The following is a 22,099-nucleotide window of genomic DNA, read 5'->3' as shown; positions in this document are numbered from 1 at the left end:
TCGCGGAATGGTCATTTTAAGTTAAGCCGCACTCGTCCCTCCGGAAAACCGGTTTCGGGGTGAGGCGCCAGGGATGTGCAGGCGACATGAATTTGCAGAGCATGACCGGTTTTGCGCGCGCCGTCGCCGAGCATGACGGCACCTCCATTGCCTGGGAAGTCAAATCCGTCAACGGCAAGAGCGTCGAGGTGCGGTTGCGGCTGCCTCAGGGGTTCGAGCGGTTGGAGCCTGTGCTTCGGCAAACGCTGCAGAAGCGTTTCGCGCGCGGCAACTTCCAGGCGACGCTGACCATCGGCCGTGCCGCCGGCGCGCAGGCGCAACCTGTGGTCAACGAGGTGTTTTTGAAGGATCTTGCCGGCCTGGCCAAGCGATTGCAGGAACAGTTCGGCGTCGCGCCCGCAACGGCTGACGGTTTGCTGTCGCTGCGTGGTGTGCTCGACGTTCCCGAAACCATCGAAACCGACGAGGCGCGGGCCGCGCTCGACACCGCCATCATGGCCGCGCTCGACGTGGCGCTGAACGGCCTGGAACAGGCCCGGCAAGGCGAAGGTGCCGCATTGGCCCTGCTTTTGTCCGGTCATATCGACGTCATCGAGACACTGACCCTGCGCGCGGAAGCGGATCCGTCGCGCGATACGGCGGCGATCCGCGAACGCATCGCCGAGCAGGTCAGGCTGTTGATGGATGCATCCGCCAATCTGGATGCAAGCCGATTGCACATGGAGGCGGCGTTTCTTGCAACCAAGGCCGATATTCGCGAGGAGATCGACCGGCTGAAAACGCATGTCGCGTCTGGCCGGGCCTTGCTCGAGGGCGGCGGCGCCGTTGGCCGCAAGCTCGATTTTCTGGCACAGGAATTTAACCGCGAATCGAATACGCTGTGTTCGAAGTCGAATGCCGCCGCCGTCACCGCGATCGGACTGGAACTGAAGGCGGTCGTCGACCAGTTTCGCGAACAGGTCCAGAATCTGGAGTAGCCGATGGTTGCCAAGGAACCGATGGTTGCCAGGGATTTGGGGTCCCGCATCCGCCGCCGGGGGTTGATGCTCGTCCTGTCGTCACCATCGGGTGCCGGCAAGTCGACGATCGCTCGCAACCTTCTGGAGAGCGATTCCAGCCTCGAACTGTCAGTCTCGGTCACCACAAGGCCTCGCCGCGGCTCGGAAATCGAGGGCGTTCACTACCATTTCCGCACGATGCGCGAATTCGAGCGGCTGCGTGATTCCGACGCGCTGCTCGAATGGGCCGAGGTGCATGGCAATTGCTATGCGACGCCGCGCGAACCTGCCGAATTGGCGCTGGCGCAGGGACGCGACATGCTGTTCGACATCGACTGGCAGGGCGCCCAGCAACTCAAGGAGAAGATGCGCGCCGACATCGTCTCGATCTTCATCCTGCCTCCGTCGATGAAGGAATTGAAGGCTCGGCTGAAGCGCCGCGCCGAGGATCAGGAAGCAGTCATCGAAACGCGGCTGAAGAACGCCCGCAACGAGATCGAGCACTGGAAGGAATATGACTTCGTCATCGTCAACGACGATCTAGACCGTGCTTTCGCCGAAGTACGCGGCATCGTCGTGGCCGAGCGGCTGCGCCGCGACCGCCGGCCAGGTCTTTTCGATTTCGTGTCGGGCTTGCTGGACGAGAAGACGGATTGACCGCTTTTTTCCTTCTCCCGGATAGCCCTGCGTGAGCGGCGAGAAGAGAGCTACACCGCATTAGTCAGCCGCACGAACTCCTCGACGCTAAGCGTTTCGGCGCGTCGTGTCGGGTCGATCCCCACTCGTTCGAGCAAGGCCTCGCCGCCGAGGCTTTTCACGCTCTGCCGTAGCATTTTTCGGCGTTGGCCGAAGGCGGCTTCCGTGACCCGAGCGAGTTTCTTCACATCGGCGGGCAGGGGTGTCGCGCGGGGCTCGAGATGCACCACCGAAGAGGTGACCTTGGGCGGTGGCGTGAAGGCCTGAGGCGGCACGTCGAAGGCGATCCTGGCCTGCGTGCGCCAGCCAGCGAGCACACCCAGCCTGCCATAGGCGTCGCTGTCGGGCGCTGCGACGATACGCTGGGCGACCTCGCGCTGGAACATCAATGTCATCGAGGCGTAAAAGGGCGGCCAGTCCGTGACCGTCAGCCATCGGACCAGCAGTTCCGTGCCGATGTTGTAGGGCAGATTGGCCACGATCCGCACCTGCCTACTATCTCCAGCCGCCGTGGCGAGGGCGGCGAAGTCGGTCTTCAGCGCGTCGCCCGAAATCACCTCCAGCCGGCCGGGGTAATGAGCCGAGACTTCGGCAAGCGCTGCCAGGCAGCGTTCGTCGCGCTCTATGGCGACGACCCGGCGGGCGCCGTTGGAAAGCAGCGCCCTCGTCAGCCCTCCGGGCCCGGGCCCGACCTCGATCACCGTGGCATTTGTCAGGTCGCCGGCGCTGCGCGCGATCTTGCCTGTCAAATTGAGGTCGAGCAGGAAGTTCTGCCCAAGCGCCTTTTTCGCCTGCAGTCCATGACGCTCGATGACGTCGCGCAGCGGCGGCAGCCCATCGATGCTCATGCGGCCGCCGCCCTTGCGTCGGTGTCGGCGAGTTTTCTGGCGAGCTTCAGCGCCGCGATCAGGCTGTCGGGCCGCGCAATGCCCTTGCCGGCGATGTCGAAGGCGGTGCCATGGTCGGGCGAGGTGCGGATGAAGGGCAGGCCCAGCGTGACGTTGACCGCCTCGTCGAAGGCCAGCGCCTTGGCCGGGATCAAGGCCTGATCGTGATACATGCAAAGCGCCACGTCGTAGCCCGCCCGCGCCCGGGCATGGAACAGCGTGTCGGCGGGCAGGGGGCCGAAAGCATCGATGCCTTCGGCGCGCAGGATGTCGACCGCCGGGCGCACGATGTGCTCGTCTTCCGTGCCCATGGAGCCGCCTTCGCCGGCATGCGGATTGAGGCCGGCAATGGCGAGCCGCGGCCTGGCGATGCCGAAGCGGCTGGCAAGGTCGGCCGCGGTGATGCGCGCGGTCGCGACGATCAATTCGGTGCTCAGGACTTTCGGCACCTCGGCCAGGGCGATGTGGATGGTGATGGGAACCGTGCGCAGGTCGGGGCCTGCCAGCATCATTACCGGCATCGCCTCGACGCCGCTGTGCCGAGCCGCGAGATGCGCCAGATATTCGGTGTGGCCGGGAAAAAGGAAGCCCGCATCATAGAGCGGCTTCTTGGCAATCGGGCAGGTCACGACCGCGGCGGCCTCACCGGCAAGGCAGGCGGCGACCGCTCGGTCGATCGCTTCGACGGTGCCGGCCGCATTGGCCGGGTCCGGCCGGCCGGGGCTGTCGATGAAGCGCGCCGTCAGCGGAACGATGGGCAAGGCGTGGCCAAAGACCTCGATCGCCTGCACCGGCGTCACCTCCTCGACGGGCAGCAAAACGCCAAGGCGGCGCGCGCGCGCGGTGACCACAGCCGGGTCGGCCAGCAGATAGAACGGGGGCAAGCCGACAGCGTCACGCGCAAGGAAGGCGGCGATGGCTATTTCAGGGCCGATACCGGATGGGTCGCCGACACTCAACGCCAGCGCGGTCATCGCGCTACTCACGTCAGCGCTTGACGATGCGGGCTTTGGCCTTCAGTTCGTCGACATATTTCTTGCTGAGATCGTCGGCGGCCTTGTCGTTGGAGCCTTCGCTCTGGAACACCATCTGGGCGGTCTTGTCGTCGGACACTTCGCGCGACGAGCAGATGCCGATGAATTCGACGCCGCGTTCGGTCTCGCGCGTAACGGTGGCGCCGCCGACCTTGGTCGCTTTGATCTGCTCGGCCCAGTCTGGCGGCAGTTGCGGCGCCAGAACCCGGCCGAGATCACGAACCGTGACGTCGATCAGGCCCTTGGCGAACTCGCGCGTCGTGTTGCAGCCGTTGAAGCGAGCGCGCATGGCGTCGGCCTCGCGCTTGCGCTTGGCCAGCGTCGCGCTGCGTTCGGCCGCCGGCACGACGAAGATGACCTGCTGCAGCATGTATTCCATGGCGCTCGGCTTGGCGCCGCCCTTGTCGAGCATGCGTCGCACCGCGTCCTGTTCGGTCACGCTGCCGCCTTCGCCGGAACGGTAGCGCGCGCTCAAGGCCTGGTTCCAGGCCATCTGGGCGCGGATGAACTCCTTGAAATGGTCCTTGCCGACGCCGGATTTTTCCATGACGCCGTCGAGCTGGCCGCGCTGCATCTTGTTGTTGGTGGCAAAGCGCTGATAGGCGGCCTCGACCTGTGCATCGCTGATGCGGATGCCAAGCCGCCTGGCCTCGGCGAGCCGGAGCGTCTGGTCGATCATTTCCTGGCCAGCATCCCCCTTTTTGCGCTGCAGCTTCAGGAAGGCGGCACGATGGGCGATATCACCGGTGGTGATCGGTATGTCGTTGACGACGTATTTGATCTCGCTGGCGAAAGCCGGCGGCGTCATGACGGTCATTGACACGGATGTCGCCGCCACAAGCAACGCGAACCCTGCTGAAAAGAGGTATTTCCTCATCCTTGGCATCCCAATTCTATTCCCGGCTCCGCCAGTTCCGTCCCCTTCCGGATGCGCGAATCCGTGCCAGCCCTATGCGGCGAAACGATGTCGCCGCCTATTGGATGGTGTCGACTCCGTTGCTCGACGAGCCGAAGTCGCCGAGGGTGCGGAACGAGAGGTTGAATCCGATGCTTTGCGTCACTTCCCTGGTGTTCAGGTCACGCGACTGCGCGTACGTCATCAGGTAGGTGAAGCAGGAATCGTTGTAGGCGAAGCCCACCCCGTCCTTGACCAGCAGGCCCTCCTGCAAATCGTAGGTTCCTGTCCCGAACACGCGCCAGTTCTCGGCAAGATGCGTGGATGCGCCGAGCGTGACCTCGTGACGGTCGGTGGTGAAACCGTAGAGCGGCTGCGCCTGGATGAAGGCATACTTGGCGCTCAACGACACCGGCAGGCCGGAGTAGGCAGCTTTCAGCTCGGCGCGGCGGATCTCGAAGCTCTGTTCGTCGAACCGGCCGCTGACCGAGGCCGCGAATCCATTGGGGCTGGTTATGCCAAACAGGCCGACATAGTCGGACTTGGTGGTCTCAAGGCCTGAATTTGCGCCGACATTGACCAGGTCGGGTGCCGCGAAGGAGTTCTCGCCGCCAATCTGATAGGATTGGCCAAAGATGGCATTGGTGCCCCAGCCATTGATGTAGGAGCCGGAATAGCGCAGCCCGACATTGGCACGCGAGCCGCCCTCGATACGGTCATAACCGGAGAACTTGTCGCGCTCGAACAGCGTGGTCGCATCGAAAACCATGCTCTGCGCGTCTTCATTGGGAATGGAGAGGCCGCCGACATACTGTTCGTTCGGACGCAGGAACACCTGTGCCATAGGCTCGACAACGTGGCTCGACCCGCTGGCCAGCGAGAACAACAGCGGCCAGCTCATCTCGAGCCCGGCGGTCGCCATGTAGCGGGCAAAGGACGAGCGCATGTCTTCGCTGGTATTTATCACAGGGTTGGCGGCCATCTCCTGAATGGCCGCAAGCGAAGCTGATGAAGCGCGGACGTAATCAACGTCGCCCTGGAATGCCAGCAGCGGTGTCAATACCAGCCCGTCATCAGTGACGAAGCTCCGTTTCCACTCGGCCTCGGCGGTGAGGCGGCCGGACTCGCCTTCGATGCCGCGCACGCGCTGAGCAAGCGTAGAAGAGTCGTATGGCGTGTTGAAAGCCTCGTCGAGATCTTCGCGGCGGATGACGCGCGTGTTGACGTTGAGCGACAACTGGCCGCCGCCGACCGATGTGTCGGGGATATAGGCATAATCAAGCGAGGGCAGCACCCAGGGCTGCTGGCCACTTCTCGCGGCGGCATTGTCGTTCGGCGTGTTTTCCTGAACTTCGAAATGCATGGCGCGCACGTCGAAATAGTTGCGGTCGTTCAGACCGGTCAAATAGACCGACGACTGGTGGACGTATGAATTGTACTTGGCGATGTTGTAGGTATTCGAGAAGTTCTTGTCGGTCTGCAGCAACACGTCCCAGCCGAAATTCCAGCGTTCGTTGATGGCGAACTGCCCCTGCGTGCCCATCATGCCGCGGAACTTGTTCGGATCGCCGGCCGCGCCTGAATTCACATTGTTCCCGGAGGGCGGAAAACCGGCGGCATCGAGAAAAGCGTCCGGATCCTGCTGCTGGATCCCGGCGACCTTAAATGTGTATTCGCCGTTGTTGAAGCGCTGGCGCCATTCGGCTTCGCCGAGGAAGCCCTGCTTGGTGTAACCGCTTCCGGTCACCGTCAGATCATATGTCGGCGAAAGGGCGAAATAATAGGGAACCTTGACGCTATACCCCAGATGGCTGTTGTAGCCGATGCTGGGGATCAGGAAGCCGCTCTTGCGCTTCACCGTGGGATCCGCGATCTCGAACGCCGGCAGGTAGGCCAGCGGAAAGCCGAAGAACTCGAAATTCGCGTTCTCGAAGCGAACCGTCTTCTTCTCACCGTTCCAGATGATCTTCCTGGCTTTGACGCGCCATGTCGGCGCCTTGTCGGGCTTGTCCTCGCACGGTTCGCAGGCGGTGTAGACACCATTGTGGAAGGTGGTCAGCACGCCGCCCATGCGTTCGGCGCTTTCGGCGGCGAAATAGGCCTTGTCGACCGTTTCAACGCGCAGCGCGTTGACGAAACCGTCGGCGAAATCGTCGGTGATGTCGATGTGTTGTGAATTGATCTTCGTGCCGTCGCTGTTGACGATTTCGACATTGCCACTGGCAACCATCCGCTTGGTGTTGCGGTTGTAGACGACCTTCTGGGCGACGAGGCGGTTGCCGCCATAGTCGATCTGCACGCCGCCGACGGCGGTCACGGTCTGGTTGTCGTTGTTGTATTCCAGCGTGTCGGCGGCCAGCAGCATCTGCGAACCGGATGGAACGGTGGTCGCCAAGTTGCCGACCTCCTGCGCGAAGGCCGGCAGCGGGACGCCGCAGGCAAGCAGGCACGCCAAGGCGCTCGCCGCATAAAGGCGCGCCAAATGGGCCTGCCTGTCGCTGGGCAAAAACGCCTCCCTCACTAGCCGTCTTCCTTGTATAGCAGGAAAGTCACCCCGAAGAACATAGCTACCACGACCGGCACCCAGGCGGCTATGGCAGTCGGCACGAACCCCGCCACGCCGAACGCCTTCACCAGCACCGAAACGACATAAAGCAGAAACCCGGCAACGACGCCACCCAGAATCATCGTTGCCGATTGTCCCATCCTCGCAAATCGCATTGAAACTGTTGCCGCAATCAGCGTCATGGCGACGAGCAGGAACGGCAACGCCACCAGCGAATCAAACTGCATGGCAAAGGCATTTGCCTTGAGGCCGAAGGAACGGGCAACCTCGATTTTTCCGGGCAGGTCATAGAAGGGAATTGTCTCCGGGCGCGCCAGCCGCTCCTGCACGAATTCCGGCTTCAGATTGGTCTGCACACGATCGCTCGCGACGGGCTGGATGGTGCCGTTCCTGAACGTCTTTACATCCTGCAATTCCCAATAGCCGTCGCGCAGGTAGGCCCGTGCGGCGTCCTTGCGCTCGACGATGTTGCCTTGCTGGTCGAGGATGAAAAACACGGCGTCGGCCATCTCCAGGCCCTGGTCGAGGATGGCCCGCGCGCCGATGATCGTGTCGCCGGAACTGGTTTTCTGGCGAATCCAGGGCGCGGCATCGGCTGAAACGGTATTGGACTTGCCGGAGCGCAGCTCGGTCTCGATCTGTTCGGACAAGGAGAAAGCGTGGGCGGCAAGCGGGTTGATGATCCCGACCGACACGACGCCGAACAGCAATGCGCCGATGCAGCACGGCAAAAGGAACTGCCAGGCGGAGACGCCCGCGGACCGCGCGATGACGAGTTCGTAACGCCGGTTGAGCGAAACCAGCGTCGCCATCGCCGAGAACAAGCCGACAAACGGCACCGTCTGCAGCATGATCATGGGCATTCGAAGGCCTGAAATCGCCATCGCCGTCCCATAGGTGAAGCCCGGCAGGCCAGTGGTGCGGCCCGACAATTCCGTGAAATCGATCAGGAACACCAGCGCCAGAAGGCCGATGAAGAACCAGATCGTGATCGCCACGTAACGGAAGAAGAAGTAACGGCCCAGCGTCCAGCCCATCAGCCGACTCCCTGGCCCGAGGTGTCGCGCCTGGACAAACGAGACTTGAGGGCATTCCACCCGTCACCGATGCGGCTGGCCAGGTTTGTCATCCAGTCCGCCCAGGCAACCGGCAGTTCCATGGTCCGGTTCGACACAATGAACCAGATCGCCACCGCGGAAGCCGCGATCGGTATACCATAGACCACATAGGAATATTGCGGGACCTCGTCGGCCTTGCTTGCGGCGAAGAACCCCAGCCAGCGTACGAACAGCGATATCGCGATGGCGGTGATCAGCGGATTGACGCGCGCCTCGCGATGCGAACGCGCGTCTCCCGCGACCGCGAGCGCGATCAGTGCGAAAACCATGGAGTATGTCCATTCCGAAAACCGCTGGTCGACCTCCGCCCGGTACTCCTGCGGACTTTGCTGGTAGTTCTTGTCGTTGGGGCTTGGATTGAGCAGGTACTGGGTGGTCTGGTCCTTTGGCAGGAGCGTCACCTGGTTGGCCGCCGACATGAAGGCCGACATGTCAAAGGCATAGGACGTGAACCGGATGACACTGAGGTCGCCTGTCAGCGTCTTGCGATGGATGACGCCGTCGTTCATCATCAGCACCTTTTCGCCGCCCCGCTCGATGATGCTGCCGGTCTTGGCATAATAGACGAGATTGACGCCTTCCTCACGGGAATCGGCGACGAAGATGCCACCCAGCCGGTTGTCGGGAAGCCGCTCGCCAATCTGCAGGAACAGTCCTTCCTCGATCTTGCGGAAGGTGCCTTCCTGAATGATCAGCGACAAAAGGTCGGCGCGCGACTCCGCCACCAGGGCGCGGTTCTTCTGTCGTGCATAGGGGTCGATGCCGTTGTCCACGGCGAACGAAAAGACGCTGGCGGCCAGCGCCAGCAGCATGATCGGCCGCACGATGGTCCAGCGCGAGGCACCCGATGCATTGACCACCGCGAGTTCCGAATCCGAATTCATCACGCTGAGTGTCTGCGCGACCGCCACCACGAGCGCGAAAGGCACGACGATCGGAACGATGGAAGGGAGAATGAGAGACGCGACCTCGAAGAAGGTCAAGGCCGACTGGCCGCTGTCCGTGACCAGATTGATCTTGGCCAGCACCTGCGTCGTCCACACGATGGCCAGCGTCCAGACCAGCGCTGCGATGAAGACAACGAAAGTGCGCCGCATGATGTAGCGTTCAATGACCTTCATGAAGGCTTTACTCGATTTTCTCGAACGGCATCATGCCACCACGCTAAGGGTAGCTGTCCGGCGACGCCCGCACAACTGGCTCCGTTGGGCTGCATCAGGCAGGCGATCCGGTTCCCGTCCCACGTCGCGTGCCGCAGCGGGTCGGAGTGTCGGCGGCAATGGATAAGAAAGGACGAACATCGATGGTTAACAACAGGTTGCGGCATGAAGCGGGGCCGTGCCGCGACGAATCGCCTTCGATTCCACGTCTCGTATGGGTAGCCATTTTGGCAAAGTCTTGCCAAATGCCGGAAAACGACCAAATGTCGCGGATCACTTCAAACCGCTTCGCGCAAAGTCGCCCAATCCCCGAAAGCAGGACATGATGAACCCGAGACCGTCGATCGCCTTTGCGAAATTCGCCGCGCCCCAGGCGGCGGCGAGCAGGAAGGGCACGGTCTTCGTGCTGTCGGCGGATAATGGCGGCCTGAGCGATGCGGCCAGGGCTTACGATCCGGGCAAGACGCTGGATCGGGCTTTCCCGATCGCCGAGTTTACCGGCAAGCTCGCCGGCATCGTCGAAATCCTCGCGCCGGAAACGACGTCGCTCGACAGGTTGGTCGCGATCGGCGCCGGCAAGGTCGCGGGGCTCGACGAATATGCCTGGCTGAAGCTCGGCGGCACCATTGCGGCATCGCTGCGCAAGGCAACCGACGTGGCCGTGGTGCTCGACCTGGCCGGCGCTTCGCCCGATGGCAAGGATGCCGCGAACCTCGCGGCGGGCATTCTTTTGCGCAGCTATTCCTTCGACAAGTACAAGACCAGGAAGGATAAGGACGACGGCCAGGGGGGCGGCCAAGCGAACGGTAAGCCCGATCCGAAAAAGCCGGTCAAGGTGACCATCCATACCGCCGACCCCGCAGGCGCCAAGAAAGCTTTCGCCGATGCCGAGGCGGTGATCGACGGTGTGCTTCTGGCGCGCGATCTCGTCAACGAACCGGCAAACGTGCTGGGACCTGTCGAGTTCGCGGCCCGCGCCAAGGAACTCGAGGCACTCGGCGTCAACGTCGAGATCCTGACCGAGAAGGAGATGAAGAAGCTCGGCATGGGTTCGCTGCTCGGCGTCGCGCAAGGCTCGCCCCGGGGCGCCCGCATGGCGGTCATGCAGTGGAACGGCGGCAAGCCCAAGGACAGGCCCGTCGCCTTCGTCGGCAAGGGTGTCACATTCGACACCGGCGGCAATTCGATCAAGCCGGCCTCGGGCATGGAGGACATGAAGGGCGACATGGGCGGGGCCGCCGCCGTGACCGGGTTGATGCATGCGCTTGCCGCGCGCAAAGCCAAGGCCAATGTCGTCGGCATCATCGGTCTTGTCGAAAACGCGGTCGATGGTCATGCCCAGCGCCCCGGCGACATCGTCACCTCCATGTCCGGACAGACCATCGAGGTGCTCAACACCGACGCGGAAGGGCGCCTCGTTCTGGCCGACGCGCTGTGGTACTGCAACGACCGCTTCCAGCCGAAATTCATGGTCAACCTGGCAACGCTGACCGGCGCCATCATGGTTGCGCTCGGCCTGCATTATGCCGGCCTGTTCTCCAACGACGACGAACTGGCGCAAAGGCTGACCGCGGCCGGACAGTCAACGCAGGAACGGCTGTGGCGCATGCCGCTCGGCGCCGAATACGACAAGCTGATCGATTCCAAGAATGCCGACATGAAGAACATCGGCGGCCGCTATGGCGGCGCGATCATTGCCGCGCAGTTCCTGCAGCGCTTCGTCAAGGACACACCCTGGGCGCATCTCGATATTGCCGGGACCGCGATGGGCTCGCCGTTGAACGAGATCAACCAGTCCTGGGGTTCGGGTTTCGGCGTTCGGCTGCTGGACCGGCTGGTGCGTGATCACTACGAGAGCTGACGTTCATCCATGGCCGATGTGCTGTTCTACCATCTGACCGAATCGACGCTGGAGGATGCGCTGCCGGGCCTGCTCGAGCGCAGCGTCGATCGCGGCTGGCGCGCCGTGGTGCAGACCGGCACCGAGGAGCGGCGCGACGCGCTCGACCAGCATCTGTGGACTTTCCGCGACGATTCCTTCCTGGCGCACGCGACCGATCGCGAAGCTTATCCCGGTGAACAACCAATCCTGTTGACCACCGGCGACGGCAACCCCAACCAAGCCAAGATCAGGTTCCTCGTAGACGGCGCGGCGCCACCCGACCTTGCCGGCTATGAGCGTGCGGTGTTCCTGTTCGACGGCCATGACGCGGCCCAGGTCGAGATGGCCCGGGCACATTGGAAGACGATGAAGGACGCCGGCCACGCCGTGACCTACTGGCAGCAAGCCGCGGACCGCCGCTGGGAGCGCAAGGCGTAGAGCAATTCCACGGAAAGTGTGGACCTATCCCGGGAAAAGCGCGCAGCGCCTTGCCTGGCGAATTGCGCTAGAACGAAGAGCAGTTCGACGTTCGCCTGGAACGATGAACAACTCCAGCCCGGCGGCTTTCGCGGATGACGGTTCTAAAGCCTTGCCTTGATCCGTGTCTGTTTCCTGGTGACGTAGTCGCCGTATTTCAATTTCGCGGACTCGTCCGACCGGTTCCGATGCGAACTCCTGAAAACGTACCACTCGCCATCAGGCGACTTGCGCTTGTAGATCGCCTTGCCGGTCTGGCGATGCTCGAAGCAGGTCATTGAGCCCTTCACGCCCCAGGAGCCGTGCCATTGCGCGCGGTAGCACAACTTGCCGCCGCCGGGGATGAACCATATCCCGTCGCCATAGCCCGGCTGGCCCTTTTCCGTCGACCAGGCGTTAAATTGCCGCTGCCTGACGGCAAAGAACGCGGCCCCGTGATTGCCCCACATCCACGAACGGTTCTGATAGATCTGGTAGACGCCTTCGTCGGGCACCACGGCGCCCTTTTGCGCCTGCTCGGCGATTTTGGCCGCTGTCTTGGCTGTCGCGGGGACCTGTAAGGCAAGAACAAGAACGGAGCAGGCGAATGCCGCTCCAAGACAATTACCCAGCACTCGTTTCACGGAACTACTCCACGGACTGATTCACGCCACGCCTCATCCATCATGCCGAAACGCTGGTTCGGCATGGATGGCAAACAAACAGAAAGATGGAGATCCGTCCCGATCGTGTCGGGACGCATCGGGACGACGCGTCTACGGCAGGACGTGCTGGGTCACCCTCCAGTCGGGCAGACCATAGCCCCCCAGCCACGGCCACACTTCCTTCTGGTTGAAGTAGACAACTGAAGTCAGCGCCGGGAACTCCGCATAGGACTTGCGGGAATCGGCCTGCCACTTCGAAACATAGTCCTGCTTGCCGACATAGCCGAGTTCCGCCACCACGATCGGCTTGTTGAACCCCGCAACGCGATCATAGCCTGGCTTCAGCAACTCGGCGAACGTACGGTCGTGACCGGCCTCGTCATTGTCCTTTTTCTGCAGGCCGAACACCGACAGGCCGATCACGTCGACATAGTCGTCACCAGGGTAGTATTTTTCCAAGCCTTCATCGCCTTTGGGCGACCACATATATTTGGCCGTGGGGGCGGCCTTGCGGCAGACATCGACTTCGCGCTTGTAAGCGGAAATCCAGTCCTTCGGTGCCCAGTTGGCCCAGGTGAAGCGACCGTTCTTGTCTTCCATTTCCTGCGCCCAGCGAATGGTCACCGGGCTTTTCATCTGTCCCACCAGGCCGCAGATCGCCTGCATATTGGCATCATATCTGCCGCCCAATATGCCGTCTCGCAGCTCGGGCGGGGTGATGCGCCAGTCCTTCGACCAGGTCCACGGCTCGATCGTGATCAACAGCGAGCGCCCGCGCTGCTGGGCATAGGCATCGGCCAGAGGCAGCGTCGATAAATCGACGTCTTCCCAAGGCAGGAACAGTTCCTCGATGCTGGCGGTCTTGTCATTGGTGAAATCGCCATACGGATCGTACGAGCCGAATGCCGACGCGGCGCTGCTCGTCTGAACGGGGTCCGTCACGGGGACGGAGCCGGCGCCTCCCGCCGTGGGGAACGCGGCGCTTCCGCCCAAAACCAGCGTGACTACAAGCGCATTTGCTGCGGAGCGTTTCATTGTTTGCCTCCCAAGGCCCGACTTCCTACGGAAGCCAAGGCTTCGCCCGGCGCGTCGATGCCTGATCGACACGCCTATCCAACACCCATCGGCTCTATTGGCGTAATCTGCGGGATTTCGGAGCGACCATTGGCGAGTGTGCGAACTTGGCACGGACCCACCCAAAATTATCCCTCAAGGCTCCGATACTGAAGAGCTTCAGAGAGAAAGTTCGCCGCGATACTCACAAATTCGCGTCAACATCCCGATATATCATCCCTAGCTAATTTAAGAGCCGGTCGGGGCCAAGAGTCAAGCACAATTAACGGTTGCTTAACCTTGGCGCTCGCAACGTGGTTAACGCTGCTTGTCCTCATCCAGACATGGGGACCAGCCCCTCTCGGTGAAAATTCCTCAACGCAAAACGTCCGGCTTGCCCGTCCAGCGCTGGTCGGGCGCACGCGACCGCCGGATCGGCCCGGCGCTTCAAAGGCGCTAGGTTAACCAGTTCCCAAGAAGCATAGTTAAGAAACTATTAATTTAGTTGACTCTAATAAATTTGCGATGGATTCTGGCGCCGGGGTTGAAGGTTGTCGGCCGTCTTCGGCTGACGCTTAGAGTGGCGGCGGTACGTGCATGAGTGTTTCCGCGGACGTAGCGACCATCAGCGGCAAGACCAGGCCGAAACGCGGGTCTCGGGCGGCTCTGGCCAAGGCGGCGCAGAAGGGCCCTTTTCTGGTTCCCGTCCTGTCTGCCACTCAGCAATGGATCCTGAGGCTGGCGCTGGCATTCTGGTTCGTCACGCTGGTCTTCTTCTGGTCCTGGTGGCTAAGGCCCGAGCATGTCGAGTACATCGGGCCATACGCCTTCGCGACGACGGTGCTGGCCTGGCTGACGCTGATGCCTATGTATTTCCTGTTATTCGTGCTTGTGTCGAAAAAGCCTTCCAAACTTTACACGGTCGCTGCGAGTTCGAGGGTGGCGATGGTGGTGACGAAAGCGCCATCCGAACCGTTTTTCGTGGTTGCGCGCACGCTCGAGGCGATGCTTGCGCAGGATTATCCCCACGACACCTGGCTTGCCGACGAAGACCCTTCCGAGGAGACGATCGCATGGTGCGAGGCGCGAAACATCCAGATATCGACGCGGCGAGGCCGGGAAGACTATCATCGCAAGACCTGGCCGCGCCGAACCCGTTGCAAGGAAGGCAATCTCGCGTTCTTCTATGATCACTACGGCTATGAACGCTACGACTTCGTCGCCCAGATGGACGCCGATCACGTGCCGACGCTGACCTATCTGCGCGAGATGCTGGCGGCCTTCGCCGATCCCGCTGTCGGCTACGTCTCGGCGCCGAGCATTTGCGACAACAATGCCGCCGAGAGTTGGTCGGCCCGCGGCCGACTGTTCGTGGAGGGAATGCTGCACGGCCTGCTGCAGTCGGGCTACACGAGCGTCGGAGCGCCACTGTGCATAGGCTCGCACTATGCGGTGCGCACCGCCGCATTGAAGCAGGCGGGCGGGCTTGGCCCAGAACTGGCCGAAGACCACTCGACCTCCATGCTGATCAACGCGGGGGGCTGGCGCGGCGTGCATGCAATCGACGCCATTGCGCACGGTGATGGCCCACAGACTTTCGCCGACCTCGTCACTCAGGAATTCCAGTGGTCGAGGAGCCTGACCACCATCCTGCTCGAATACTCGCCCATGTATCTCTCCAAGCTGAGGCTGCGATTGAGGTTACAGTTCGTTTTCTGCCAGCTTTGGTACCCGCTGTTCGCACTGCTCGCGCTCTCCACGTATCTCATGCCGATCTACGCGCTGTTTTCTGGCCGGAACTTCGCCAATGTGACGTATCTGGATTTCATTCTCCACTACGCGCCGAGTTCGGTTACGCCGATCGTCTTGGTGATGATATTGAAGGCGTTCGCGCTCTCACGACCGGTAACGGCCAAGGCACTCAGCTGGGAAGGCATGCTGTTTCATTTCTTCGCGCGCTGGCCGTGGGTGCTGGCGGGCACGCTGTCGGCCGTCCGCGACTATCTGACCAAATCGTTTGTCGATTTTCGCGTAACACCGAAGGGCCGCGGCCCGAAGGATCTCCTGCCGGTTCGTGTCGTCATCCCCTATGTGGCGCTTGCCGTCGGTGCGTCGTTGCCCGTGCTCCTTGTACAAAATCCGCAGAGCGCCACGGGTTTTTACTGGTTCGCCGCGTTCAATGCAGCTTTATATAGCCTGCTGACCATCGTGATCATTGCCAAGCACGTCACCGAGAACAAGATTTCCCTGCGGCCGAGTATCGGCAAATTTGTCTTGCAGGCTTCGCTCGCCGGCGTGGCTTTAACGGCTCCGCTCGCGGGTTTTTACGGCCGCGGCCTGGAGGGCATTTACGGACTGCAGCAGGGTGCCGGCGCCGTTCATCTCGTCAAGATGGCTTTCCCAGTTTCGGGCGCCGGCATGGGCGAAATCGGCGCCCGCAATTTCTACTTCGATCCAGGTTGGGAAACGCAGCGCTGAGCGTCCCCTAACACCTGCAACAGCCCTTCGACTCTGCCAGCCTGAGCGCCGATCGCCGTCGTTGCCACCGGTGCGGAGGCTTCGTTTGCCGAAGCACCCCACGCGCCCTGCTAGGCTCCGATCCAATCAATCGAATTTTCATCATATTCGAACGAACACCGAAAGACTGTGTTCATTATGCTGTTTGCACGAATTTTAATAAGTTCGTTCTAATATACGTATGCAGATTGGGTGGCGATGATCACTTAGAAAGTGCGGAAAGAAGCCGACTATAAAGTATATCACCCGCACATAACCGAATTATGTTTAAGGGGTAGGGAGCCGTAGATGAACAGGGTTATGGAAAGTTTGGCCAACAACGGCAGAAAATATACCTGTGCTGTTGCTGCTTTTGTACTCGTCTCGATGGTGTCCGGCTGCCAGACCATGGATACAACCAAGACCGGCTCGATCAACGGGCGAACCATCGACTACGGGTTCGGCAAAATGGCCCATCACGCTGGGAAGGTCCATCACGTCAAGACAAAGCTTCTCTACCGCAAACCGCTTACACAGATGAGCGTCGTGACGCGTACCAGGGAGGAGGCCTACGCGGCCTTCGTGCGGCCGCAACGGATTGATAGGCCGGCACCGGTGAAGGTATCCTACAGCCCGGGCAATGGCGGTCAGTTCCTGGGGCATTCGCCCTGGATTTGCGGCCCGAGCGGTTTCGGCCAGCGCGCCAGCTGCCGTTCGCGTTACTAGAGCATTGGATCTAAATGCACGTCGCCCGGAAGTGTCCTCGGTTCCGGGGCAACGACATGCATAAAATCAGAATGCATGTCGCCCGGACGTGTGCTCGGTTCCGGGACAACGACATGCAGATCAGAAGCTTAAAGCAGGTCGGGCGAATCCTATTCGCCGCGACATGTGTAAGTGGCGGTGCCTGACCGAGGGCTGCCGCCGAGGTCTTCGCTGGGGGCGCGAGTCGAGGGCGAGAGGTGGGCGCAGGGTTGCGCCTTATCTCTTGCCCTTCGATCGCCACGGGCTCGTGGCCATGAATATCCCTGGCGTTCCGATCTCCTCATGAAGGCCGGCTCGGGCGGAGCCAGCCGTCATCGTCGCCGGGCGCCGGCCGTGGCCGCGCGACATAGGCCGATGATCCGTTTGCCTCATGATAGACGCGGGCCAGCATTTCCGCCAGCACGCCCGACGTCACCATCTGCACTCCGGCGATCAGCAGAAAGAAGCCAGTGAACAGCATCGGCCGTGTTCCGATGTCTTGCGCGAAAAACAGCTTCAGGCAAAGCAGATAGGCAAGTATGAGCGAACCCAGCGCGCCAAGCGCGATGCCGATGCCACCGAAGAAATGTCCGGGCCGTGTGCGATAGCGCATGAAGAAATACATGAACACCAGATCGAGCACGACCCTGAAGGTGCGCGAAATGCCGTATTTGGACTGGCCGTGGATGCGGGCATGATGCGTCACAACCTCCTGCGCGATGCGTCTGGGGGTCGTCACGGTAGCCAGCCATGCCGGGATGAAGCGGTGCATCTCGCCATAGAGCTTGACGCTGCGGATGACGCTGCCGCGATAGACCTTGAGGCTGCAGCCATAGTCCTTGAGGCGCACGCCGGTGACGCGTGCAATCAGCGCATTGGCGATACGCGAAGGGAGCCTGCGCATCAAAAGCCCCTCCTGGCGGTCCTTGCGCCAGCCGACCACCAAGTCGAGATCCTCGCTCAGCAGGCGGTAGACCATGCGCGGGATGTCGAAGGGATCATTTTGCAGGTCGCCGTCGATCGTGGCGATGACATCGCCGCGCGCCGCGTCGATGCCGGCCTGCATCGCGGCGGTCTGCTTGTAATTGCGCACGAGTTCGACCGCATGCACATGCGGGCCATAATGCGCAGCCAGGCGCCTGATCTCGCTCACCGTCGCGTCGGTGCTGCCGTCATCGACCAGCACGACCTCCCACGGCTGCTCGTAGCGCTCCATCGCCTGGTGAATCCGCGTCAGCAGCGGCTCGACGTTTTCGGCCTCGTTGTACATGGGCACGACGATGGACAGCGTATGGTCCGGCATCATCGCGCCATCAGGCAGCCCCGAAGCGGGGATGGGCAATATGTTCATTGGGATGGCTTCCTTGCAGGTCCGACGGCCGGAGTCCCTGGCAGCGTCGATTTCGAGGGAAACAGCCAGGCTATCGCGCCGGTGGCGATAGCCGAGCAGAAGATGAACAGGTGCAGCGCCAGGGCCGCCTGCAGACCGCTCTTCATCGCAATTCCGGATGTGAGCAGTGCCGCCGCCGCTCCCGCTTCATAAGTGCCGAAGCCGGCGACGCCTTGCACCGGCAATATTGCGGCGCCTTCGGCCCCGACGACGCCTGGAAAGGCCGTCGTGAAGGATGTTCCCAGTATCAGGGCCAGCAGCCATCCCTGCACGGCGAGCTTCAGCGACCAGTTGGCGATCGTCCACCACCAGCCGTAACGCGAGCGCCCGGTCGCCTCGGTGAAGGTGTCGCGCAGCAGGCCGAGCTTCGCCACGATCCTGCCGCGCCCGGCCCAGTCATGCGGCGCGCGCGCCCAGCGCGGCAGGTACCAGGCGGCAGCGATCAAGGCGGCGATCCCAGCGATCCTTATCGCCGCATGCAGGCCCGGCCACACCGCCAGCGCCAGCACGCCGACGACGAAAGCGTCCTGCAGCCTGAACCACAGCAGCGAGGCGCTGGCGCGCATGATCGGCACGCCGAAGACCTGGCGCAGGAGCAAGGGAAAGGCCGTCTCGCCGCCCCGGAAGGGTACGACGTTGATCATCGCATTGTGGATCAGAATGACGCGCAGGCAGGCTCCGAAACGGCCATTCACCTCGTCGCGGAACTCGTCGCAGACGCGTAGCGCACGCAAGACATAGGTGACGAAAAAGGCGATCGTCGCCACCGCGAACGTAGCTGGCGTGATGCGGTCGAAGGCATCGCCGACCATCCGCCAGCGCGAGTCGCTTGCCAGCCAAGCCAGCAGGGCCAGCGTCACCATTATCGAGATTGCTCTTTTCAACCAATTCTCCGCCGGTTTTCACCGCCGAGTTCCAGCGGCGGCATCGTGGCGACTGAACGTCCAAGGCGTCATCCTGGGGCGGTTCGCCTGGCCCACCGCCTTGCCGGCCTTCCGCGGGGCGGATGCGTGGCCGCTGAGCCGTCGGGCCATATCCTGTCAAGGCCCACAGCTGTCGCAGCTCTCATGGACGGGTGATCCTATAGACCAGCAAAGCATCCGAATCCACAAGCTTGGTTGCGGTCTTGTCCAGATAGTCGACGACCCCCCCATGATGCTCGATGAACAACTGGTCCTGATTGTCGGCAGCGTTCTTGGCCGTGCCGAACAGATCCGCGCCTTGACCGCGCAACTCCTCGAGCTGAGCGATCGCGGTGGCGTCGTCCGCGACGAATTTCGACCATTCGACATCGCCTCCGCCAGGCGGGAACACCCAGCCGCGTGCCCTGCTGTAGTAGACGGCGACGGGATCGCCGACCTCCGGCGCGATGGCCACGACGAGGTCGCCCGGTTGCGCCAACCGCGCCAACTCCTCGCCGAGCAGCTTGCCGTTCATCGCGACCGGCGCCTTCATTGTCCTCACGAGAGGAAAGGTCGACCACACGAGGGTCACGACAACGATACAGATCGAACGCAGCACGACCGGCGACAGAACGGTTCCCGATGCAAACGTTGCCAGAAGAAGCGCGCCGCGGCCGCAGAACATCGCGAACGGCACATGGAAAATGTGGTAATTCCAGGGGTTGCTGGTGATTTCGCGCGCCGCCGCCAGGTAGACGATCATGGCCGCACCCAGCCAAATATAGGGAATGGCCGAAAGGGTGCGCTTCGTCGGGTCTTCGGCGGGTCCGGGCGGTATCCAGAAACCGACCGCGATCAGCGCCATGAACGGATAGCCGTAGAACCACCAGACAGAGGTGTTCCACACGGATTTGAAGTAGAAGCCATCATTGACGAACGTCCACAATCCGGAGTTCCAGATGTAGCCGCTGCCCGCGACGTGATAGGGTGGATAGCTGCGGCCGAGATAGATGGCCCAGCTGAAATAGGCGCCGATGATGGCCAGGCTCAAAAATCCCCACAGGAAGACCTCAGTCGCCTGCCGTCGTTTCTTCTGCAGAATCCAACGCACCATCAGGTAGAAGATGACGGCGCCCGCCGCCACGCCCGGCGGCTTTGCCAGCGCACCGAGCGTGAAGCTGACGGCGGCGAGCGGCAAAAGCCATCGGCTGCCGCCAGCCCAGTATTTGGCGAACAGCCAAACGCCTGTTGTTACCAGTGCCAGCATCGACGGATCGGGCAGGAACGAGCTGTCGATCATGATCGCCGCCGGCATCAGCGCGTAGGCGAGCGCCGCCGCATGGGCATGCGTTTGGCCCCAGCATAGCGCCGTCAACCTGTGCAGCGAAAACACCGTCACCAGACCGAAGAAGGCCGCAACCACGCGGCCAAACCAGTCGTGCCAGCCGAAGAGTTGGTAGAGCAGGGCGGTCAGATAGCTGACGATCTGGAACTCGCGGCCCTGATAACTCGGGCCGGGTCCGGTCCAACTCACCTCCGGGAAGAAGATGTTCCAGCTGCGCTGTTGAAAATTGTCGGCCATCATTGCCGTGCTTGTCTCGCGCCAGCTGAAAGCGTCGACCAGCGGCAAGGTTATGTTGTGGAACCTGAACACGACCGCGATGAACAGGATCCCCAGCAAGATCGCCGTGTCGAGGTTCAGGTAATTGCGAGCAGCCGGGTCCCGAGCGATCGGCTGCTGCAGGTATTGCTGAACCTCGGCCTGATTCAATTCCGGATCGTCGCCCATTTGGAACCGCGTCCTCTCTGACGTCTGCGGATGTTGCTTTTGCGCGCGATTGTCAAAGGCGAGGGAGTATACGACGCAATCCTTAATTTTGGCGACAGCGGGCGCCGCGAAAGTTGACATCGCAGCTCCCGCGGCTGTTAAATAATTCGCAAAGGCTGTCGCGCCGATAGCGCTGCCCTGGGCCGCACAGACATGCCAACGCTGATTGTACCGATAGCTCCGACCAGGTCGCCGCCGCATGGCGTAGATCGTCTGCGGCGCAGGGAACGTCGTCGGTCCGCACGTTTCACGCTGCTCCTGTTTGTCCTGGCCCTCTGCGGCCAGGTGGCCCTCCCGGGAACGTCCCACGCGGCTGCCGCCAAGGACAGCGCACCTGCAAAAGCGGATAGCGCTATTGCTCCAATTGCCGCCACTGTTCCAACTGCCTATGAGCTGCAGCTTCTGTATGCCGATCGCACATGGATATGGGAAAATGGAGCGGCCTATTTCGCGAAGGGCAATCGGCGCCTTGAGGCCTGGACGTCGGGGCAGGATTCAGCGTCTGTCGCAGAGGGCAGGTGGCTGGTGACCAAAGACGGCAAGATGTGCATGGATGTCGCTTGGCGGTCCAACAGCTACAAGGGCAAACAGCGCCGCACCTGCTACAGCCACCGAATCAAGGATGGAACGATCGAGCAACGCAAGGATCCGGACGGAGAATGGTACAGTTTCAAACGAACTCCCGAAGGTCCTTCCGACGAATACCGAAAATTCGAATCTGGTGATACCAAGGCCGCGCGGTTCGAAGAGGCCCGCAAGTTGATCGACTCCAAGAACTGATGCATATCGCTCGGAAGTGTCCTCGGTTCCGGGACAACGACATGCACGAAATCAGAAGCTTACAGCAGGTCGGGCGAATCTTATTCGCCGCGGCAGGCGCCGTTCCTGGCTCCGTTGGCCCCTTCCCGATACCACATCGGTGACGGCGTGTCCGGAGGGGCGGATTCAGGCAGGCCGCTTTTGCCAGGCCTGTGAAGAAGCTTGCGAATCGCTTATAAAACGCTGAGCAGTCCGGCTGGAATTGTCGGCGCACCGACCGCCGATTGGCGCAATCACTTCTCTCTGACAGACGACGAGACGATGGATCCAACACCATATGGTTTTCATGAAATTTAATAATTAGTGATGTCTAATATTTGTGTGTGATGTGCGAGTGGTCACTGAAACGGCGTGAAGCGGCGCAGGTGTCGCAACGCGCCCCAGCTTTTATACTCAAAGGCAAGGGACACATGGGGAACAATTCCGCAATGGGCGCTTCTCGCCTAAGCAAGAAAGCTCTCTCTATTGTTGTGGTGGCGATGACCTCTCTGGTTGCAGGATGTCAGGGGA

The 22,099-nt window shown here is 61.7% G+C and carries 18 protein-coding genes; 7 read left to right on the top strand and 11 right to left on the bottom strand.

What is annotated here, in order from left to right; translation table 11 throughout:
* Positions 1–86: 86 nt before the first annotated feature.
* Complete coding sequence (locus FJ950_RS14320) at positions 87–977, top strand: YicC/YloC family endoribonuclease (RefSeq protein ID WP_015318502.1); 891 nt, start codon at positions 87–89, stop codon at positions 975–977.
* A 21-nt stretch (positions 978–998) separates the two neighbouring features.
* A complete protein-coding gene (gene gmk / locus FJ950_RS14315) occupies positions 999–1,655 on the top strand; it encodes a guanylate kinase (RefSeq protein ID WP_023773399.1) in 657 nt (218 codons plus the stop codon).
* Positions 1,656–1,705: 50 nt separating this feature from the next.
* Here gmk and rsmA read toward each other — a convergent pair whose 3' ends face one another.
* From rsmA to lptF, 6 genes are all read right to left on the bottom strand, one after another.
* Positions 1,706–2,542 (bottom strand): 16S rRNA (adenine(1518)-N(6)/adenine(1519)-N(6))-dimethyltransferase RsmA, encoded by an 837-nt coding sequence (rsmA, locus tag FJ950_RS14310; RefSeq protein ID WP_140617220.1) that lies wholly within the window; start codon positions 2,540–2,542, stop codon positions 1,706–1,708.
* A complete protein-coding gene (gene pdxA, locus FJ950_RS14305; RefSeq protein ID WP_181171227.1) occupies positions 2,539–3,555 on the bottom strand; it encodes a 4-hydroxythreonine-4-phosphate dehydrogenase PdxA in 1,017 nt (338 codons plus the stop codon). Before pdxA ends, rsmA begins: the two co-directional genes overlap by 4 nt.
* Before the next feature lie 13 nt (positions 3,556–3,568).
* Positions 3,569–4,501, bottom strand: a complete 933-nt coding sequence (locus tag FJ950_RS14300; protein WP_181171225.1) for a peptidylprolyl isomerase — start codon at positions 4,499–4,501, stop codon at positions 3,569–3,571.
* An 88-nt stretch (positions 4,502–4,589) separates the two neighbouring features.
* Positions 4,590–7,031: an LPS-assembly protein LptD gene (locus FJ950_RS14295; protein ID WP_181171223.1), complete on the bottom strand. Its 2,442-nt coding sequence runs from the start codon at positions 7,029–7,031 to the stop codon at positions 4,590–4,592.
* Positions 7,031–8,116, bottom strand: coding sequence for an LPS export ABC transporter permease LptG (lptG, locus tag FJ950_RS14290; RefSeq protein WP_181171237.1), 1,086 nt, complete (start codon positions 8,114–8,116; stop codon positions 7,031–7,033). The genes FJ950_RS14295 and lptG overlap by 1 nt, the downstream gene beginning before the upstream one ends.
* Positions 8,113–9,315 (bottom strand): LPS export ABC transporter permease LptF, encoded by a 1,203-nt coding sequence (gene lptF, locus FJ950_RS14285; RefSeq protein WP_140617215.1) that lies wholly within the window; start codon positions 9,313–9,315, stop codon positions 8,113–8,115. Before lptF ends, lptG begins: the two co-directional genes overlap by 4 nt.
* A 364-nt stretch (positions 9,316–9,679) precedes the next feature.
* Between lptF and FJ950_RS14280 the strand changes: the two genes are divergently transcribed.
* The gene (locus FJ950_RS14280) at positions 9,680–11,215 is read left to right on the top strand and encodes a leucyl aminopeptidase (protein ID WP_140617214.1); all 1,536 of its coding nucleotides are present in this window, start codon (positions 9,680–9,682) and stop codon (positions 11,213–11,215) included.
* Between the two features lie 9 nt (positions 11,216–11,224).
* On the top strand, positions 11,225–11,674 hold the full coding sequence (locus FJ950_RS14275) for a DNA polymerase III subunit chi (RefSeq protein WP_140617213.1): 450 nt from the start codon (positions 11,225–11,227) through the stop codon (positions 11,672–11,674).
* Positions 11,675–11,817: 143 nt separating this feature from the next.
* Here FJ950_RS14275 and FJ950_RS14270 read toward each other — a convergent pair whose 3' ends face one another.
* Both FJ950_RS14270 and FJ950_RS14265 read right to left on the bottom strand, forming a co-directional pair.
* A complete protein-coding gene (locus FJ950_RS14270) occupies positions 11,818–12,336 on the bottom strand; it encodes a DUF995 domain-containing protein (protein ID WP_015318492.1) in 519 nt (172 codons plus the stop codon).
* A gap of 132 nt (positions 12,337–12,468) precedes the next feature.
* The gene (locus FJ950_RS14265; protein ID WP_140617212.1) at positions 12,469–13,392 is read right to left on the bottom strand and encodes a glycoside hydrolase family 26 protein; all 924 of its coding nucleotides are present in this window, start codon (positions 13,390–13,392) and stop codon (positions 12,469–12,471) included.
* A gap of 615 nt (positions 13,393–14,007) precedes the next feature.
* On the opposite strand from FJ950_RS14265, the gene FJ950_RS14260 reads away from it, so the two are divergent.
* Both FJ950_RS14260 and FJ950_RS14255 read left to right on the top strand, forming a co-directional pair.
* Positions 14,008–15,888, top strand: a complete 1,881-nt coding sequence (locus FJ950_RS14260; RefSeq protein WP_140617211.1) for a cellulose synthase catalytic subunit — start codon at positions 14,008–14,010, stop codon at positions 15,886–15,888.
* A gap of 426 nt (positions 15,889–16,314) precedes the next feature.
* Positions 16,315–16,632: a hypothetical protein gene (locus FJ950_RS14255; protein ID WP_246681315.1), complete on the top strand. Its 318-nt coding sequence runs from the start codon at positions 16,315–16,317 to the stop codon at positions 16,630–16,632.
* A 319-nt stretch (positions 16,633–16,951) separates the two neighbouring features.
* On the opposite strand, the gene FJ950_RS14250 is transcribed toward FJ950_RS14255, so the two are convergent.
* The 3 genes from FJ950_RS14250 to FJ950_RS14240 form a co-directional block, all read right to left on the bottom strand.
* Positions 16,952–17,956, bottom strand: coding sequence for a glycosyltransferase family 2 protein (locus FJ950_RS14250; RefSeq protein ID WP_210241254.1), 1,005 nt, complete (start codon positions 17,954–17,956; stop codon positions 16,952–16,954).
* Between the two features lie 41 nt (positions 17,957–17,997).
* Complete coding sequence (locus FJ950_RS14245; protein ID WP_041163480.1) at positions 17,998–18,924, bottom strand: lysylphosphatidylglycerol synthase domain-containing protein; 927 nt, start codon at positions 18,922–18,924, stop codon at positions 17,998–18,000.
* A 181-nt stretch (positions 18,925–19,105) separates the two neighbouring features.
* On the bottom strand, positions 19,106–20,731 hold the full coding sequence (locus FJ950_RS14240; RefSeq protein WP_140617208.1) for a glycosyltransferase family 39 protein: 1,626 nt from the start codon (positions 20,729–20,731) through the stop codon (positions 19,106–19,108).
* Positions 20,732–21,055: 324 nt separating this feature from the next.
* Here FJ950_RS14240 and FJ950_RS14235 point away from each other — a divergent pair, with 324 nt between their 5' ends.
* The gene (locus FJ950_RS14235; RefSeq protein ID WP_015318485.1) at positions 21,056–21,550 is read left to right on the top strand and encodes a DUF995 domain-containing protein; all 495 of its coding nucleotides are present in this window, start codon (positions 21,056–21,058) and stop codon (positions 21,548–21,550) included.
* The last annotated feature ends 549 nt before the right edge of the window (positions 21,551–22,099 follow it).

Origin of the sequence: Mesorhizobium sp. B2-3-14 (genome assembly GCF_006442175.1) — a bacterium.
Classification (GTDB): domain Bacteria; phylum Pseudomonadota; class Alphaproteobacteria; order Rhizobiales; family Rhizobiaceae; genus Mesorhizobium; species Mesorhizobium australicum.
The sequence above is the reverse complement of the archived record's forward strand: the minus strand, read 5'-3'. Positions and strand labels throughout refer to the sequence as shown.

Coding starts and splice junctions, on each gene's coding strand:
- FJ950_RS14320 (WP_015318502.1), top strand. CDS start 87: ATGAATTTGCAGAGCATGACCGGTTTTGCGCGCGCCGTCGCCGAGCAT.
- gmk (WP_023773399.1), top strand. CDS start 999: ATGGTTGCCAGGGATTTGGGGTCCCGCATCCGCCGCCGGGGGTTGATG.
- rsmA (WP_140617220.1), bottom strand. CDS start 2,542: ATGAGCATCGATGGGCTGCCGCCGCTGCGCGACGTCATCGAGCGTCAT.
- pdxA (WP_181171227.1), bottom strand. CDS start 3,555: ATGACCGCGCTGGCGTTGAGTGTCGGCGACCCATCCGGTATCGGCCCT.
- FJ950_RS14300 (WP_181171225.1), bottom strand. CDS start 4,501: ATGCCAAGGATGAGGAAATACCTCTTTTCAGCAGGGTTCGCGTTGCTT.
- lptF (WP_140617215.1), bottom strand. CDS start 9,315: ATGAAGGTCATTGAACGCTACATCATGCGGCGCACTTTCGTTGTCTTC.
- FJ950_RS14280 (WP_140617214.1), top strand. CDS start 9,680: ATGAACCCGAGACCGTCGATCGCCTTTGCGAAATTCGCCGCGCCCCAG.
- FJ950_RS14275 (WP_140617213.1), top strand. CDS start 11,225: ATGGCCGATGTGCTGTTCTACCATCTGACCGAATCGACGCTGGAGGAT.
- FJ950_RS14265 (WP_140617212.1), bottom strand. CDS start 13,392: ATGAAACGCTCCGCAGCAAATGCGCTTGTAGTCACGCTGGTTTTGGGC.
- FJ950_RS14260 (WP_140617211.1), top strand. CDS start 14,008: ATGAGTGTTTCCGCGGACGTAGCGACCATCAGCGGCAAGACCAGGCCG.
- FJ950_RS14255 (WP_246681315.1), top strand. CDS start 16,315: ATGGATACAACCAAGACCGGCTCGATCAACGGGCGAACCATCGACTAC.
- FJ950_RS14250 (WP_210241254.1), bottom strand. CDS start 17,956: ATGATGCCGGACCATACGCTGTCCATCGTCGTGCCCATGTACAACGAG.
- FJ950_RS14240 (WP_140617208.1), bottom strand. CDS start 20,731: ATGGGCGACGATCCGGAATTGAATCAGGCCGAGGTTCAGCAATACCTG.